Origin of the sequence: Idiomarina sp., from assembly GCF_019431395.1 — a bacterium.
Lineage (GTDB): Bacteria > Pseudomonadota > Gammaproteobacteria > Enterobacterales > Alteromonadaceae > Idiomarina.
In genome coordinates this window covers 2,026,081-2,042,803 of sequence record NZ_CP080268.1, presented here as the reverse complement: position 1 = coordinate 2,042,803, position 16,723 = coordinate 2,026,081, and the positions used below count along the sequence as shown (strand labels likewise).

Annotated in this window: 14 protein-coding genes and 1 pseudogene; 5 read left to right on the top strand and 10 right to left on the bottom strand. The window is 49.6% G+C overall.

Annotation, left to right across the window (positions count from 1 at the left end):
* Positions 1-22 precede the first annotated feature (22 nt).
* Entirely contained in the window at positions 23-259 is a 237-nt protein-coding gene (locus KZ771_RS09845; RefSeq protein ID WP_290653160.1) for a nuclear transport factor 2 family protein, read from the top strand.
* Here KZ771_RS09845 and KZ771_RS09840 read toward each other — a convergent pair.
* The 7 genes and pseudogenes from KZ771_RS09840 to KZ771_RS09810 all read right to left on the bottom strand — a co-directional run bounded on the left by KZ771_RS09840 (position 249) and on the right by KZ771_RS09810 (position 10,159).
* A pseudogene (locus tag KZ771_RS09840) lies at positions 249-1,815 on the bottom strand (IS66 family transposase). The gene KZ771_RS09845 and the pseudogene KZ771_RS09840 sit on opposite strands and share 11 nt — an antisense overlap.
* A gap of 114 nt (positions 1,816-1,929) precedes the next feature.
* Positions 1,930-2,286, bottom strand: coding sequence for an IS66 family insertion sequence element accessory protein TnpB (tnpB, locus tag KZ771_RS09835; RefSeq protein ID WP_290653158.1), 357 nt, complete (start codon positions 2,284-2,286; stop codon positions 1,930-1,932).
* Entirely contained in the window at positions 2,283-2,585 is a 303-nt protein-coding gene (locus tag KZ771_RS09830; protein ID WP_290653156.1) for a hypothetical protein, read from the bottom strand. Before KZ771_RS09830 ends, tnpB begins: the two co-directional genes overlap by 4 nt.
* A gap of 308 nt (positions 2,586-2,893) precedes the next feature.
* Complete coding sequence (locus KZ771_RS09825; RefSeq protein WP_290653154.1) at positions 2,894-3,697, bottom strand: LytTR family DNA-binding domain-containing protein; 804 nt, start codon at positions 3,695-3,697, stop codon at positions 2,894-2,896.
* Entirely contained in the window at positions 3,694-4,752 is a 1,059-nt protein-coding gene (locus tag KZ771_RS09820) for a histidine kinase (protein WP_290653152.1), read from the bottom strand. The genes KZ771_RS09825 and KZ771_RS09820 overlap by 4 nt, the downstream gene beginning before the upstream one ends.
* Positions 4,753-4,814: 62 nt before the next feature.
* Positions 4,815-7,343 carry a glycoside hydrolase family 3 protein gene (locus KZ771_RS09815; RefSeq protein ID WP_290653150.1) on the bottom strand — a complete coding sequence of 843 codons (2,529 nt, stop codon included), beginning with the start codon at positions 7,341-7,343 and terminating at the stop codon, positions 4,815-4,817.
* Positions 7,344-7,450: 107 nt separating this feature from the next.
* Positions 7,451-10,159 (bottom strand): TonB-dependent receptor, encoded by a 2,709-nt coding sequence (locus KZ771_RS09810; protein ID WP_290653148.1) that lies wholly within the window; start codon positions 10,157-10,159, stop codon positions 7,451-7,453.
* Between the two features lie 426 nt (positions 10,160-10,585).
* Here KZ771_RS09810 and KZ771_RS09805 point away from each other — a divergent pair, with 426 nt between their 5' ends.
* On the top strand, positions 10,586-12,454 hold the full coding sequence (locus tag KZ771_RS09805; RefSeq protein ID WP_290653146.1) for a DUF885 domain-containing protein: 1,869 nt from the start codon (positions 10,586-10,588) through the stop codon (positions 12,452-12,454).
* A gap of 23 nt (positions 12,455-12,477) precedes the next feature.
* Here KZ771_RS09805 and KZ771_RS09800 read toward each other — a convergent pair whose 3' ends face one another.
* Positions 12,478-13,368 (bottom strand): sensor domain-containing diguanylate cyclase, encoded by an 891-nt coding sequence (locus tag KZ771_RS09800; RefSeq protein ID WP_290653144.1) that lies wholly within the window; start codon positions 13,366-13,368, stop codon positions 12,478-12,480.
* A gap of 62 nt (positions 13,369-13,430) precedes the next feature.
* Here KZ771_RS09800 and KZ771_RS09795 point away from each other — a divergent pair, with 62 nt between their 5' ends.
* Positions 13,431-13,874, top strand: a complete 444-nt coding sequence (locus tag KZ771_RS09795; RefSeq protein ID WP_133539503.1) for a YaiI/YqxD family protein — start codon at positions 13,431-13,433, stop codon at positions 13,872-13,874.
* Positions 13,875-13,880: 6 nt separating this feature from the next.
* Here the strand turns inward: KZ771_RS09795 and KZ771_RS09790 are convergent, their stop codons facing one another.
* Positions 13,881-14,159 carry a peptidylprolyl isomerase gene (locus KZ771_RS09790; RefSeq protein ID WP_290570916.1) on the bottom strand — a complete coding sequence of 93 codons (279 nt, stop codon included), beginning with the start codon at positions 14,157-14,159 and terminating at the stop codon, positions 13,881-13,883.
* A 139-nt stretch (positions 14,160-14,298) separates the two neighbouring features.
* Between KZ771_RS09790 and KZ771_RS09785 the strand changes: the two genes are divergently transcribed.
* Both KZ771_RS09785 and KZ771_RS09780 read left to right on the top strand, forming a co-directional pair.
* A complete protein-coding gene (locus KZ771_RS09785; protein ID WP_290653142.1) occupies positions 14,299-15,417 on the top strand; it encodes a Fic family protein in 1,119 nt (372 codons plus the stop codon).
* Entirely contained in the window at positions 15,410-16,087 is a 678-nt protein-coding gene (locus KZ771_RS09780; protein ID WP_290653140.1) for a DNA-3-methyladenine glycosylase I, read from the top strand. The genes KZ771_RS09785 and KZ771_RS09780 overlap by 8 nt, the downstream gene beginning before the upstream one ends.
* Here KZ771_RS09780 and upp read toward each other — a convergent pair.
* A complete protein-coding gene (upp, locus tag KZ771_RS09775) occupies positions 16,084-16,713 on the bottom strand; it encodes a uracil phosphoribosyltransferase (RefSeq protein WP_290570910.1) in 630 nt (209 codons plus the stop codon). The genes KZ771_RS09780 and upp overlap by 4 nt on opposite strands.
* Positions 16,714-16,723 lie beyond the last annotated feature (10 nt).

Below are 16,723 nucleotides of genomic sequence, written 5' to 3'. Positions count from 1 at the left end.
CTTTGTTTTATCGGTGCCTAGTTTGGCAGAAACGAGTCGCCTGCAGCAGGTTGAACGGTTTGTCGCGGCATTCAATGCCCACGATGCAGAGAAAATGGCGCAATATGTGACGGAAGACGTGCAGTGGTTATCCGTTAGCGGCGACAAAATTAGTATCGAGACCAGTGGCAAAGAAAACTTGGTTAAGGCGATGAGCGGTTACTTTGTAAGCGTAACTCGAACCACACAACCGGCCAAGATAATTGACGCTAGGGTGTGAGCTCGATATTCCAGGGAAGTAAGTGGTCGATATTATCGCTGTCGTTAATGAGTGGCCACTGCTTGAACAGGCTCATCAGGTAGTCAATCGGTTGCAGGCCGTTGGCTTTGGCGGTTTCTACCAAGCTGTACAGCACCGCACTGGCATCCGCTCCACCGTAGGTATTGGCAAACAGCCAAGCTTTGCGACCAATCACGAACGGTTTGATAGCGCGCTCGGCGCGGTTGTTATCGATATTAATGCGTCCGTCGGTTAAATACACTTGCAACTTCGACCATTGGTTCAATGTATATTGCACGGCTTTGCCTATCACGCTCGTCGGTGGCACTTGGTTTAACTGCGTATCAAGCCACTCTTTCAAGTCGCTCATTACAGCTGCGGATTCGCTTTGCCGTGCATGCAAACGCTCATCCGCTGACTTATCAGCCATCAGCCGTTCAACACGATACAGCTTTTGAATAAACGCAATCGCAACATCTGCTTTACCGGTTTTCTTTTTCCCCTGCACGGTTTTGGCGTCCACGAACTTACGTCTGGCATGTGCCCAGCAACCGGCAAGGATAGCATCAGTTTGCTCGTAACCTTGATAGCCGTCCACTTGCAATGGCCCACGGTAACCCTGCAGGAAGTCCTTCGGATGTGACCCGCCGCGACCATCCTGGTAGTCATACAGTACGATGTTGGGTGGTGATGAGGTATTACCGGGCGGCGGCTTATCTGTGCCGCAACCATACACCCACATGTAGGATTTTCTTTTCTCAGACTGGATGACTTTTATTGTTGTCTCGTCCGCCCACAGCACAGGCTGTTGCACGAGAAGGTCATGCATGCGCTGGTACAGTGGCTCAAGTTTTTGACTCACCGCTACCAACCAACGGCTCATGGTCTGGCGACTGATATCGGCGCCGAACTGCTTGCTTGAACATGGCTTCCTGGCGATACAGCGGCAGGCCATACTGGAACTTCGCTGTAATGATTTGGGCCAGTAAGCTTGGCGTAGTGATGCTTTTTGGCAGCATGCTTGCCGGCACCGGTGCCTGCTTTATCCTGGTTTCAGTGCCTTGCTGCTCACAAGTGCGGCAGCTGTATTTAGGTCGAATATGTCGAGTCACCTGCATTTTAGCCGGGATGAAGTCGAGCTTCTCGCTGACATCCTCGCCCATGCGATGCATGTCCGTGCCACAGCATTCGCAGGTTTTATCGTCATCGCTGATATCGTGAATGACTTCTTTACGCGGCAATGATGCATCGAGTCTGGCACGGCGCGGTAGTTTTCGGGTGTAGGCAACGTGTTGTTCGACAGCGACCTCTTCCTCATCAGGATTGAGGATGTCTTCCACTTCGTTGAACAAGTCGCCTTGACCCGGAAGACCTTCAGCACTGGCCGCAAAACGCTTTTTCAGCTCAAGCTGCCATTTTTCAAATAACTGATAGAAGTCACGCTTCCAGCGCTCACTTTCTTGTTGCAGTCGAGCCTTCTCAGCCTGCTGCTCAAGCAGCATAGCTTTGAGTGCTTCAACATCGTCTGGAAGTGTGTTTGCATCAATCTTTTTCATGCGGACATTATACCGCATAAATCGGCGCTAAACCGCAACAGATAAAGGCTTTCTTAGACCGATTAGTGATCGAAAAATCATGGTTTATGCTTGATCCCTATATGAAAAAAACGATCATGTTATCGAGCTAAAATGCAGTGGTTGATGGCCTTTCATCAGGGTAATATCCAGACCATCCAAAAGCCATGCCCATTGCTGCTCAGTCAGGGAAATGGTGCTGCCTGACATCTTTTTCGGCCATTTGAACCTGGCTTCCTCAAGACGCTTGTACCACAAGCAAAAGCCTGTTTTATCCCAATACAGAGCCTTGAGCTTATCGCGTTGGCGATTGCAAAAAATAAATAGCGCACCACTGAACGGTGAGAGCGCCATTTCACTCTCTACAATGGCACTCAAGCCATTAATGCTTTTACGAAAGTCGACCGGCGCCTTGTGTAAGTAGATTGCCGGTGGCTCAACGAACATCTTCATGCGCTGAGCTCTTTGACCAATTGCGCGACCCAACGCGGTGATACCGACAACGGCAACACCAATTCGGTTTGGCCAAGACGAAGCTGCAAGGTTTGCTGCGCGGTGGCCGACTGAGGCACCGCTAGAGCAAAGCTCGTGTCATTATCTTCAGCTTCGCGCCTAAGCTCTGCTCGACGTTGACTGAAGTAGGCAGAATTTATGCCGCGTGGCTCACAAAAGTCTTTCTGACTCAGGTTGCTTTGTTCAAATTCAGCAATGAGCTCACGCCATTGCTCGCGAGTTCGGTATGCTCGGCTCATGATGCTACCACCTTATTGGTTAAACTTGATGGTAGCCTATGGCTTTAAACTATGACTGAATAGGTGTGGTTCGAGTTACGCTTACGTTACTTTACGTCTTGCCCATCGTGCCAAAGCCAATTAGAAGACTTCACTGTGTTAGGCAGTCGCATCAGCGTTGTGGAGGAGGCCAGCTGGCGCGGGAAGGGCGAGCTCCGTTCGCAGAAAAGCCTGGCCGTTTATGAGTTCTCTAATAACTTAATCCACCGAGTTTACTACTTCCCCGCTGACTAGTTATATCATGAATTGGAAATATGTAGCTGATATATTTACTTTTTTTGCGCGGAAAACAAGCGAGTTTTAAGAGCGGCACTGTACGTTCGGCTCACCTTAAGAGCCTTCTCATTGGTCAGTTCGATGCGGTATTCCGAGTTTCGAAGTGCTTCGATGTGCTGGATATAGCGAATATTCACGGCGGTCGATTTATGAATGCGCACAAACTCCGGGGGCAGTATGGTGTCGACCAGATGCTTAAGCCGGGCTCTCATCACATAGGTTTCGTTGTGTGTATGGATGCACATGTAATCGCCGGCGGCATCGATCCACACGATCTCGCTGAAAGGTACTAGTTGCCCTGAGTTACGTCCGTCTGTGATAATGAGCTTTTCGCGCTCGACGCGATAACTGGAAGAGGGCGTTGCTCCTGCTTGATCCTTACTTTCGAGGGCAGCGGAAGCCGTGAGCAGTTGTTGCTTATACAGCGGATCGGGGCGCCGCGCTCGGACTCGTTCAACAGCCTCAATTAAGCGGCTCTGGCGTACGGGTTTTAGCAAATAATCCACGGCTTCGACTTCAAATGCCCGCACGGCGTATTGATGAAAGGCGGTAACGAACACAATCGCAGGGTGCTGTTCCGGCTGAAACTGCTTGAGCAAATCAAAGCCGCCTTTCCCCGGCATCTGGATATCCAGGAAAATTAAATCCGGAACGTCGCGCTTCACGCACTCAATCGCTTCGTCGATGCTGGTCACCATATCAATAATGTGAATGCCGTCCATCCTGTCCAGCCTCAGCTTGAGTCCTTCGAGGGCGCTGAGTTCGTCATCGACTAATAAGGTATTCAATGTTTTCATGACGCGCTGCCCTGCAATTCTCGCGGTAGCACAATACTGACCCAGGCGCCGCCTTCTGGTCGGTTGCCCATGGTTAGCCGGGCGCTGTCCTGATACGTCAGTTGTAAACGTTGCTGACAGTTTTCCAGTCCGATTCCCCGCTGGCAGTCGTATTGTTGCGCAAAGCCTTTGCCATTATCAGTGACATGAATGTGTACGTTGTCCTGGCTGGCTCTAAAATCCACGGCAATCGCCATGGTCTGATTGGCGAGCATGCCATGTTTGAGTACATTCTCAACCAAGGGTTGTATCAACAGCGGTGGGATTAAGGTGGACTCACACGCGGCGTCGGTCGTGATCGAGACATCCAGGGCTGTCTGAAATCGACTTTTTTCGATTTCCAGATAGGTATTCAGTAACGCGGCTTCCTCGGCAACAGGAATTTTCTTTAGCGGGTCGGTGTATAAGCTGTAACGCAAGAAATCGCACAGTTGCTCTAACATATCGACCGCACGGTTGTTCTCGTGCTTGAGGATCAGCGTGCATATCGCATTGATACTGTTGAACATAAAGTGCGGGTTAAGTTGATACCTCAGCATTTTAAGCTGGGCTTCTTTGGCCAGATGGGTTGCCCGTTCCGCCTTTTCGCGTTGCTCAACGTTATCGAGGTAACTTTTAATCCCATAATACACGGCGGTCCAGGCGGACAGCATGGTTAATGACGCGCTGGTCCAGGTACCAAAGTCGAACCATGACATGGGATCCCATGTTCCGCCATACAACGCCTGCAACGCATACCATTGAAATTGTGTCCAAACGAGCGATGCGCTGATGATCAAGACAATGTGAGCCGCCACGGTATAACGGTCGACGCGCTTCGCCCGCTTATAAAACGAGTGCAAAGCCATGGTGATGAGAAAGCCGGAGCAGACATCAAGCAGCAGGTGTGGCACATGGATCTGCCAGGGCTCATCGCTTGGTAGTTTGATCAAAAGCTCTGTCAGCAGCGCATAGATAGACCAGCCGCAGACCTGACAGAACCAAAATAACCGCAATCGTTCAACTAATTTTGGCATTACCGACTCACTCAACACCTTCCGTTGTGGGCAGAGAACGCTCTACCCACAGCATCATTGCGTTAGTTGCAGGAAACGGTCAAGGCTTGTTCGCTCGGTTCACTGACCAGTGCGACGTCTGCAATCGACAGACTGGTTTTTGCCGGGCTACTGACGCTTAGCATAATGGAGGCGCCCTGACTTACTTCGTTATTCTCACAGCCCGCCTCGATAGCCAGCGTATTCCAATCCCCGCGTTTCAACTCTGGCGTCGACTCACTTAACTGGACTTCATTGGAACACTGCTTTTCATGGCACAGCACGCCGACGCTGACCGGGCCACTCAGGTTATCGCTGAAACGAACAGTTGCCTGCAGAAAACGCGCGTCGCGATGCGCAAACGATTCGATGGGATCCTCGCTTGCCAATATGGCGGCAACACCGCTCTCTGCCTCATGCCAAACAAAACGTCGGCCGTCTTCCTGATAAGCCAGATTGACTGACTGCATCGTAACCGAGTGTTCATCCGCGTTGGCACCGGAAGGACCGACGATCGGGCTAAGGTTGCCATTGGCTTCAGCAAATCCCCAATACCAGCCGTCCGCGAGGTTTCTTACGAACAACGGTACGCTGCCCGGTTCGGCTGATTGGCTGTCTTTGAGGCGTTTTTCCTCATGCAGTGTGTCAACGTGCTGGTTATCCTGATACGTCAGTCCATAGCCGTAGGGAAACAGCGGATCGTAGTCATTGTCATAACGGTTCAAGGTAAATTGGTCGTCGAACTTCGGCCATGAAAAACTGAGTTTACCGGTAAAGTCGTGCTGGATAGCGCCATTGGCATCCCGCAGAATGACATCGGCGACGCCTTGTCCCTCTGAGCCGGGCAGCCAGGCAGCGACAAACGCATCGGATACATTGAGCTCTTTATTGACCCACAGAGGGCGGCCGCTCAAGAAGACGGAAACGGTCGGGATACCCTGGTCGCTGAGTCGTTTGAGCAGTGCGTAGCTTTCGCTGTCCACCTGACCAAAATCTAAAGACTGAATATCGCCGAACCACTCGGCATAGGGTTGCTCACCGAATACCACGATGGCCGCATCCGGCCGGGTATCGAATTCTCCGGTTTCACTGAGCGTGACGGTACCACCCGCAGCAACCACTTGCTGCTCGATGCCCCGGTAAATTGAGGTGGCGTTCGGAAAATCGGCATTGGTGTTATCGGTGCCCTGCCAGGAGACACTCCATCCGCCGGCTTGCATCGCGATAGTGTTTGCTCCCTGCCCGGCAACTAAAATATTTGCTTTCGGGGAGAGGGGCAGCACCTGATCGTTGTTCTTTAACAAAACCAGCGATTCGCGTACGGCCTGCGCGGCTAATTCCCTGTGTTGCTTTGCATTGAACCATTCGGCGTGCTGAGTTTCCGGGCGACGCGATGGCTTGTCACGATCAAACAGCCCCCAGCGAACTTTTACACGCAAAATTCGTGTTACGGCATCGTCGATGCGTGCTTGTGGAATAACGCCGGATTTTACCTGAGCAACGGTATTATGATAGAGCGCTTCAAAGTGTTCTGGTGCCATCAGCACATCAATTCCGGCATTGATGGCCGCCGCGCATTGTTCAAGGTCACAGCCATCAACAAACTTATGCGCGTTCCAGTCACTGATGACAAAGCCGTCAAACTCCATTTGCTCTTTTAATACGTCAGTTAACAAGTAGTTATGTCCATGAACGCGGGTACCATTCCAGCTGTTAAAAGACGCCATTACCGACTGCACGCCGGCTTCCAGCGCGGAAACGTAGCCGGCTCCATGTATTTCACGCAATGTGGATTCATCAACGCGGGTATCGCCACGGTCGATACCGCGGGTGGTGCCGCCATCGCCAATAAAGTGTTTTGCTGTTGCAATGCGATGATGGTCCTTTAAAAAACCTTCGCCGACGGCACCCTGGATGCCTTCAACCACCGCTGCGGCATATTGGCGTACAATTTCAGGATCTTCTGAGTAGCTTTCGTAAGCCCGCCCCCAGCGATCATCTCTTGCTACCGCAACGGTCGGTGAAAAACTCCACTCAATACCGGTGGCGGCGACTTCCTTTGCGGTCGCCTCGCCAATTTTTTTTACCAGTTCAGGATTGCGGGCTGCGCCTAACCCGATATTGTGCGGGAACAAGGTTGCGCCGAACACGTTGCTGTGACCGTGCATGGCATCGGTTCCCCAAAGGGTGGGTATCGAGCTGCCGTCCTGGGCATCATCGATTGAGGCCTCATACATTTCGTCGGCGTAGCGTAACCAGGTATTTCTATCGGCCTGCTTCATGCCGTAAGGTGCCGTATTGCCGCCGTTAAGGTAGGAGCCAAAGCCATATTTCCGCATTTGTTCCACACTCAGGTAGCCAATTTCCGGCTGGATCATCTGTGCAACTTTCTGTTCAATTGTCATGGTTGCCAGAAGTTCTTGCACTTGTTGTTCAACATCTTGGTTATAAATCTGGGGTTGTTCGTCTAAAGACCAATCGACTTGCTGAGCTGACGCTGGGCTGCTTAAACTCATTAAACCCATAGTCATCAATGCCGGTATTGATGACTTATAGAATTTACGTTTCAGCATGTAGGCTCTCCTCGTGGGTATTTCGGCTGATAGCGTGATTACGTGTGATGTTAGCAATGGCCTGCAGTCACTTTGCTATAGCGACTGCAGGTTGTTGTGGTGAGCTTTTAGAACGTAAAACCGGCGCGGATGCCATAGTATCTCGGCATACCGAAGCTGCCTTTGGCAAAGCCTTTGGTGGTGTTGTTCCAGTACTGAACGATCTCATCGGTGGCATTATTGATGAAGATCTCAGCAAACCAGTTTTGGTTTTGTGGCTCATACTTTAACGAGGCGTTGACCACGGCAAAGGCGTCGCGACTGTCGTCCATGTACGCCACGGCTTCGTCAGGGATAGCGAAATCCATGTCGTCCAAATGTTTGTCGACATTCCAGATGGTCGAGTAGGACTCGTCTTTCCAGCTGACGTTAAACCAGCCATGGAGGTAGCCATAGGCGTCCAGGTTAATGGTATGGGTGTAGCTCAAATTGGCCGTGTATTCCGGCGTCATCGCCAGGTTATTGCCTTTTAGATTGGTGGTGAGGACGGTATTGGTCGGATCGACGGACTCCTCATAAGACAGGTCAAACAAGTACTCAGGATCATAATCCCACTTGGTAATCCAATCTTCGGTGATCGTCGCATCGGTCCAGGTAACATAACCGTTTATGCGACCGTTTTCGTAGGGCTTCCAGTCGAACTCAAATTCGATACCCTTAATGGTCGAGCCGGGAACATTTTGCGTGTAGTAAGCAATGACCGGCTGGTTTTGATAATCGAGAATCGGGTCGCCATTTTCGTCCAAAATCGGTGAGCCGTCCTCACCTTCAACCGGTGATAACCGTTCGACATTACCAATAGAGCCAACCGATGCATACTGCATATCGGTGTAATCGGTATAGAAGAACACCGCCTGCACGTTTAACGAGTTATCCAACAGGCTGGATTTAGCACCGACCTCCCAGGTTAGCACTTCTTCCGGGTCGAACTGGGTTTCAAAGCGCGTAGTGTCACCGGTTCGGTCGTTGACCACTTCGTACACATCACCAATACCGCCGGCTTTGAACCCTGAGGCGACATAACTGTACACCATGGTCGCATCCGTCAGGTCATAATCGAGCCCGACACGGAAGTCATTACGGGTCCAACTGCCTTTATTGTCATTGGCAAAATAGGAAGCGTAAATCGATGGATCTTCAAAGTAGTCAACGGGTAGGTCGTTGAGTGCGGTGCGGTTGAGCCAACCCGGTGCGCAACCATCGGCATTGGAACAGCGGTAGGTTCGTCCGCCCTTATCTTCTTTGGTTTCGTCACTGAACCGATAGCCCATAGTTAAGTGCAGTTTGGGGGTAATGTTGTAAGTGGCCTGACCAAACAACGCGTAAGCGTCAGTAGAACGATCCGGCTGATCCCAGAATGATTTGTCGTCCATCGGGTTGTCATAGTAACCATAGGTGGTCGTTTGCTCATGGAAGTAGTTCAGTCCCGCTATCCAGACTAAGTCACCGTAATCGTTAGACTGCAGTTGTACTTCGGTAGAGTAAGACTCAGCGCCGGTACCGTCGAGGAAGTAAGTGGCCCCGTCCCAGGGGTCCAGTGATACCTCACTGTCCTGGGCTGAAGAACGCTCCATGTCTTCATAACCCACTAACCAGACCAGACTCATGTCGTTATCAAAGGTGTAATTAAACGTGTTACGCAGATAGGTAATGTCTAAGTTGAGTTCGCCGGGGACATTGACCACCGCCTGGTAGGTATTATCGCTGGGTAAAAAGGTTGAGCAGTCACCGCCGTATTCTGCGGATCGACCGGCCAGTTTTTCACAGTTAACGAGGTCAACATTGTTGCCGCTATCATTGATGTATTGTTGAAAAACCGTGTGGTTAGAGAAATTACTGTCGAGCGGTTCCCAAAGCGCGCTGATGCGATAGGAGTACTCGTTCGCGTTGTTATAGAAATCGCCCTCATCAGCAGGTGTCAGGGCTCTAATGCGCTGTCGCTCAGGGTCGGTACCCGCGCCATCAATCCACCAGTTGTCCAGCTGAGTGATGGTTGAACCAACGCCGGAATAAGCATCTTCGGCAATCACTTCGGCATTGATGACATCATCCGACAAACGGCGGAGATCATACTGGTTTGGATCCCAGTAGCCTTCCAGATAAGAGTCACGTTTGAGTCCTTTACCGGAGAAACGGATGGCAAACTCGCTGTTGACCGGGATGTTGACGAAACCTTCAACACTGCGTGCATTAAATCGCCCCAGTTCTGTACTGACGCGGCCAAATACCTCGCCAAATTCCGGCTTCGCGGAAATAACGTTAATGCTGCCGACCGTTGAGTTACGTCCAAACAGCGTACCTTGCGGCCCCCGCAGTGCTTCGATGCGGCTAACGTCATACATCAGTGCCAGTGCCCCTTGCATGCGCGGAGAGTAAACGCCGTCAAGGTGGATACCGACCGCCGGATCGCCTAATTCGGTAATGTTCGTGGAGCGCACACCGCGCATCGAGATGACGGGGGCTGACTGATCGGTGGCCGTGGAAATATCCAGACCGGGTACTAAATCGGCGATATCTTTTATGTTGTTAACACCGTTCTGCCTCAGCACTTCCTCGCTCAGCGCTGAAATCGCGACGGGCGTTTCCATTAATTTGGTTTTTCGCTTGGTCGCGGTTACCGAGATGACTTCTAAACCGCTTTCTGTTGCTACTTTTTCGTTGTTTTCACTTTGTTCCTGGGCGTCAGACTCTTGAGTGACTTCTTGTTGTGCCTGCACGCAAAACGGCATTGAACAGGTGAGCAATATGCCTAGGGTGATACTATTCAGTCGTTGCATTATTTTTTCCCACTTTTAGGTTTATTATCGGGTAATTGCTATACCTATTAGGTCTTGGATACTGCTTACGGATACATCACGTATTTTTAACAAGTTACACAGTTCTGGTTGGCGGGAGTATTTGCTTTCGATAATGCGAGTAGTAAACGCTATGACCCGTGTTGTGTTGCCACAAAATTTACACACTCTTTTTTTACGGGTTGTTATTTTCGATAGGATAGAGAGCCGATAATTGGCGCTATGCTATCGATTAAGAAAATTGAGGCATGTCGTGAGCATCGGCTTCAATGAAAGGCGGCTCAGTCGTTGCCTGTATTCTAACCAAAGCGAACCACCCGCCTTAACAATTGCCCCTGCGGTCGTCCATGCGTTGACATTGCGTAGCGTAACCGTTATCAAGTTTACAAACTGACAGGAGATTAAACTATGTTCGAATATAAACGAATTGCACTGGCGGTATCATTGGTGCTGATGACCGCCGCGTGCTCTGAGGCATCGAAGCAAGAAGCGACGTCGACAACCGCGGAACAGCAAACTGCGGCGGCGGAAACGGCTCAGCAGGAAACACAGCAAACAGAATCTGAAAAAGCCAATCAGCTGTTTGAAGACATTTTTATGGAAAATGTCATGCGCAGCCCGATGTATCAGTCTTATTTGGGTATCAAGGAAGATCAGGATAAATGGGACGATATTTCACCGGCTGCTGAGCAGGAAGAACTGGCTTTACAGAAAAAACATCTGGAACAAGTTAAGTCGATTGACGAATCAAAGCTTAATGAGCAGACCAAAATCAGCTGGATGCTGATGAAACAGAGTCTAGAAAATGATATCGCTGACTTTAAATGGCGCCATCATAATTATCCGGTTAATCAAATGTTTGGTCTGCACTCGCGAGTAGCATCGTTGCTGATTAACCAACATGGTATTGGGAGTGTCGACGATGCCGAAGATTATATTGCGCGGTTAAATGGCTTGCCGGGATTATTTGAACAGCTTGCAGAAAACCTGGAGTTACGAGCCGAAAAAGGCATCATGGCACCCAAATTTGTCTATCCATACGTCATTAGTGACAGTAAAAATATTATTACCGGTGCGCCATTTGATGATGGTGAGCCAAGTGCACTGTGGGACGACTTTACTAGTAAAGTCGAGCAGCTTGAGCTTGAAGAAAACCAGCGTGAAGAGCTGTTAGCGGCGGCCGAGAAGGCTATGCTTGAATCAGTTAAACCGGCCTACCAAGGCTTAATTACTGCCGTCGAGGGCATTGCTGAACAAGCCACGACCAGAGACGGCGCCTGGAAGTTCCCGGACGGTGAGGCATTCTATAATAACGCGCTACAACGCACGACTACGACTGACTTAACAGCAGAAGAAATCCACGAAATAGGCTTAAGCGAAATGGAGCGCATCCACAATGAAATGCGCGCCATCATGAAAGAGGTTGGCTTTGAAGGCACGCTGCAAGAGTTCTTCGTGCACATGCGAAATAACGACGAGTTTACCTATCCGAATACGGAAGAGGGTCGTCAGCGTTATCTGGATGAAGCGACAGCCTATATCGATAACATGCGTGAGCGGTTGGATGAGTTGTTTATCAAAAAGCCAAAAGCGGGTCTTATCGTGAAGGCGGTAGAACCGTTCCGCGAGAAATCGGCGGGTAAGGCCTTTTATCAACAACCGTCAATGGATGGAACGCGACCGGGCACTTACTACGCCAATCTTTACGACATGGAAGCGATGCCGACATACCAGATGGAAGCACTCGCTTATCACGAAGGCATTCCCGGGCATCATATGCAAATTGCGATTCAACAGGAGCTTGAAGGTATCCCGAAATTCCGTCGTTTCGGTCGCTATACTGCCTATAGTGAGGGCTGGGGCTTATACACCGAGAAGCTACCTAAAGAGATTGGTCTATATAAAGACCCGTACTCTGATTTTGGTCGCTTAGCGATGGAGCTATGGCGTGCGGTCCGCCTGGTGGTTGATACCGGCATCCATGACAAAAAATGGACGCGTGAAGAAGGAATCGATTTTTACGTAACAAATACACCAAATGCGAAATCTGACGCCGTTAAAATGGTAGAGCGCCATATTGTCATGCCAGGTCAGGCAACAGCCTACAAAATTGGTATGAACAAAATTCTGGAACTGCGTGAAAAAGCGAAGTCAGAATTAGGTGATAAGTTCGATATTCGCGAGTTCCATGACGTAGTGCTGGGCAGTGGTCCGGTTCCGCTAAATATCCTGGAACAGTTCGTTAACGACTACATTAGCGAAACAAAAGGCGCGTAGGCGTCACTAAACCGCGTTGCTGCTTATGTAGCAACGCGGTTGCCGGCGCTTCGTTTGGCTCGATACATCGCGTGATCAGCATACTGTAGTAATTCTTCAATAGTCGAGCCGTTTTCTGGCCATCTTGCCGTTCCGATACTGGCAGTGATGTGTTCTTCTCCGTGAGGTAACTTTAGTGGCTTAGACATGGCATGGCATATTTTCTCTGCGACAGCTGACAACGCATTCGGAGTATCTATGGCATCGACCAGCACCACAAATTCGTCGCCACCTATTCGGGCGGCGCTGTCCGTGGCTCTAATTGCACCCAGAATGCGTTCTCCCGCGGCTTTAAGCAGACTATCGCCGGTAGCGTGGCCGTATGTGTCGTTGATGTGTTTGAAATGATCTAAATCCAGGTACAAAAGGCCTATTTCGACACCATCTCGTTGTGCCCTGGCCGTCGCTGTCTTCACCCGGTCATAGAATAGAACACGGTTTGGCAGACCGGTCAGGGCGTCAGTCAGCGCCATCTGCTCCAATCGTTTGATCAGTTCTTCACGCTCGGCTTCCAGCTGTTTTTGTTTGGTTACATCGCGAGCGACCCCCACCCGCATTTGATCTCGATCTGACCAGCGCGCGGACCATAAAATATGCGCGGTAGAACCATCTTTTCGAATGTAACGGTTTTCGAAGTGCAGTACTTCATCACCCGTATTAACTTTTTCTGCCACCTGCCCGGTTGTATTTTTATCATCAGGGTGTACAAAGTCGAACATAGAACGGCCGACCATTTCGTGCGGTGAATAACCGAAGACTCTTTTTGCACCCGGGCTGACATAGCGAAAGGTATTGCTCTTATCGACCACGCAGATAGCGTCGAGCAACAGATCCATGTAGTCAGCAATATCGGCAAACGCGGTTTGTTTAATCATTAGTTGGCTTGTCTGCTATTATAGCGTTTGCCTTTAATTTAGATGGTAACCACATGAAGTCAATGACAATTTGGGTTGATGCCGATGCCTGCCCAACGGTTATAAAGGATATTTTGTATCGTGCGGCAGAACGCAAGCAGCTGCCTTTAGTATTAGTCGCGAATCAGCCATTGCGGGTACCGCCGTCTAAATTTATTCGGACGATGCAAGTGTCAGCTGGATTTGACGTTGCCGATGATGCCATTGCCGAACAGTGCCAGCCGGGTGATTTAGTTATTACAGCTGATATACCGCTGGCTGCTGATGTCATTAAAAAAGGTGGACAGGCGCTTAGCCCGCGTGGTGAGCTTTTTACAAAAAGTAATATTGGCTCACGTCTTAATATGCGTGACTTTATGGATACCATGCGTAGTAGCGGCGAACACACAGGTGGTCCGCCGCCTTTGCATCAGCGTGACCGCATGGCTTTTGCGAACGAATTGGATAAAATTCTGGCGCGCGCTTAGTCTGTGCTAACTGCGCGACAGCGTTTTAATTAAATGCCAGCCAAACGCGGTTTTTACCGGGCCGTGTACTTCCAGCGTAGGCTTGCCAAATACAACTTTGTCGAACGCAGGCACCATTTCACCGCGGCGAAACTCACCCAAATCGCCGCCTTTTTTACCCGACGGGCAAAGTGAATGCTTGCGCGCTAAGTCTGCGAACTTGGCACCGCTAGCCAGTTGCTTCTTTAAATCTTCAGCTTCTTCTTTGGTTTTAACCAAAATGTGTACTGCGTGCGCTTGTGCCATGTCGGACTCCTCTATTTATTAATTGTATTTTACCTAAATTTGCATCGTGAGCCGAATAGAATTATTATTCGGCTCATACTATGAGCCGATTATGCCGTTTAATCGGCTTACTCTGAGTAGAATCAAGGTGACGTTAGCAATGGAAAAATGGCTTTGGCAGCACAAAAATTGGCCTAACCTAGTGTGGCAGCAAGATACGCTAACGCCACTGCTACGCGACGCCTATAACCGCTTAGGTCAATTAAAGGGGAAGTCAGTCCTTGTCGAAGATAATGAGGAATTTAGTCTTGATGCATTAGTTGCCAATATCGTTGCATCCTCGGCCATTGAGAGCGAAAAGGTGGATGTGTATGCAGTGCGTTCCTCGTTAGCACGACAACTAGGCATTCACGACAATTCACCCGTCAAAGTCGATGATTCATCAGAAGGGCTCGCTAATTTGATGCGTTCCGCCGTTACGGAGCTGGATGAAGCACTGACATTAGATACTTTGTTAAAGTGGCATCGTTGGTTGTTTGAGCATCACGACTCGCTGATGCAAAAAGTAGAGCCTGGGCTTTTACGTGGCGATGCTCCTATGCAAATAGTGTCAGGCTCTATTACACGGCCAACCATTCACTTTGAGGCCCCTCCTAAGGAATCGCTCGAGGTTGAACTTGATCAATTTCTAAAATGGTTTAATACGACACAACACGATACTGCTTACGATCCACTGATACGAGCAGGTATTGCCCATCTTTGGTTCGTTACTATTCACCCATTTGAAGATGGTAATGGCCGCATCACCCGCGCACTGACTGACAGAGCTTTGGCTCAAACTGATTATCAAAGTATCCGTTTGTTTGCTATGTCAGAGGCCATTTTAGCAAACCGCTCTGGTTACTATGACATACTTGAATACACACAAAAGCATGACACTGATATAACAGCGTGGCTGGTATGGTTCGCGGAAACGCTAATTGAAGCTATGGATGGCGCATTGATAAGAATTGAACGTATTGCTAACAAAACTAAGTTTTGGGCACGCCATTCGAATAAAGACTTACAAGCGAATCAGAAGAAGGTAATAAATCGTCTACTGGACGGTGACTTTGCTGACGGGATTAACGCGTCTCAGTATAAAGCGGTAGTTAAGGTTAGCAAAGCGACCGCAACCCGGCATTTAACTGATCTGGTTGCACAAGGTCTTTTGTATAAAACAGGCTGCGGCGGACGAAGTACCCGTTATAAAGTGACTGGAGTAAACCAGAATGACTGACATTATCAACTTTTCGGTGTTTTATGACCGAGCCTGCGAACGCAAGGGCGGAGAAGCCGCAATGCACGCCATGTTACCCGAGGTAGTAAGCGATACAGAACTAGCAAAGGTTACTGATGATAGAGTCCTTTCGTTAATGACCCGCTGTATTTTTCGGGCTGGCTTCGTATGGCAGATTATCGACCGTAAGTGGCCGCAGTTTGAGGAAGCCTTCAGCGGTTTTGTGCCGCTTTACTGGCAGCAAGTGCCACCGGAGCGACTAGAAGAGCTGGCGCAAGACGAGCGTATTGTACGTAATTACCAGAAAATTTTGACTGTGCCCGTCAACGCGCGAATGATCGTTGAAATTGAGGAAGACTATGGCAGTTTTGGTCAATTTCTGGCTAACTGGCCGCATGATGACCAAGTTGGGTTATTGATGTTCTTAAAGAAAAACGGTGCTCGCCTGGGCGGTAATACCGGTCAGTATCTATTGCGTTTGCTGGGCTGGGACGGATTCGTTTGCTCTAGTGATGTATTGACTGTGCTGCGTAATTTTAATTTACTGGATGCTTCTCCAACTAGTAAAAAAGGACTGATGCAAATTCAAGCGGCCATTAACTATTGGCATCAGGAAACAGGGCTACCGCGTAGCCATATTTCCCGCATCTTGTCATATAGTGTTGGCTAACGCGTTCCAAATATCTTATCACCGGCATCGCCTAAGCCGGGAATAATGTAGCCGTTTTCGTTGAGCTTTTCGTCCAGCGCAGCTGTAAATATACGCACGTCAGGGTGTTTCGCTAAAACCGCTTCTACGCCTTCGGGAGCCGCGACTAACACCAGTACGCGGACGTCTTTACAGCCTCTGGCTTTTAGCATATCCAGGGTTGCTATCATGCTGCCGCCGGTAGCCAACATGGGATCAATAACCAAAGAAATGCGCTCCTCTAAGTTACCAACAAACTTATCAAAATAACTGACCGGCTCCAGCGTTTCTTCATTGCGATAGAGTCCAACCACACTAACTTTAGCGCTCGGAATTAAGTCGAGAACGCCATCCAGCATGCCGATGCCTGCCCTTAAAATAGGCACGACCGTCACTTTTTTTCCTTTTAACTGTTCGACTTCTATGGTCTCCCCGCTCCAGCCATCAATAGTCGTGGTTTCGAGTAAAAAGTCGCTGGTGGCTTCATAGGTTAATAGACTGCCGATTTCGTTAGAGAGTTCACGAAAGCTTTTAGTCGAAATTCCCGATTTTCGCATTAAACCTAGTTTATGCTGCACCAGCGGGTGCTTTATTACTTGTAATCCCATCGTTGCTATC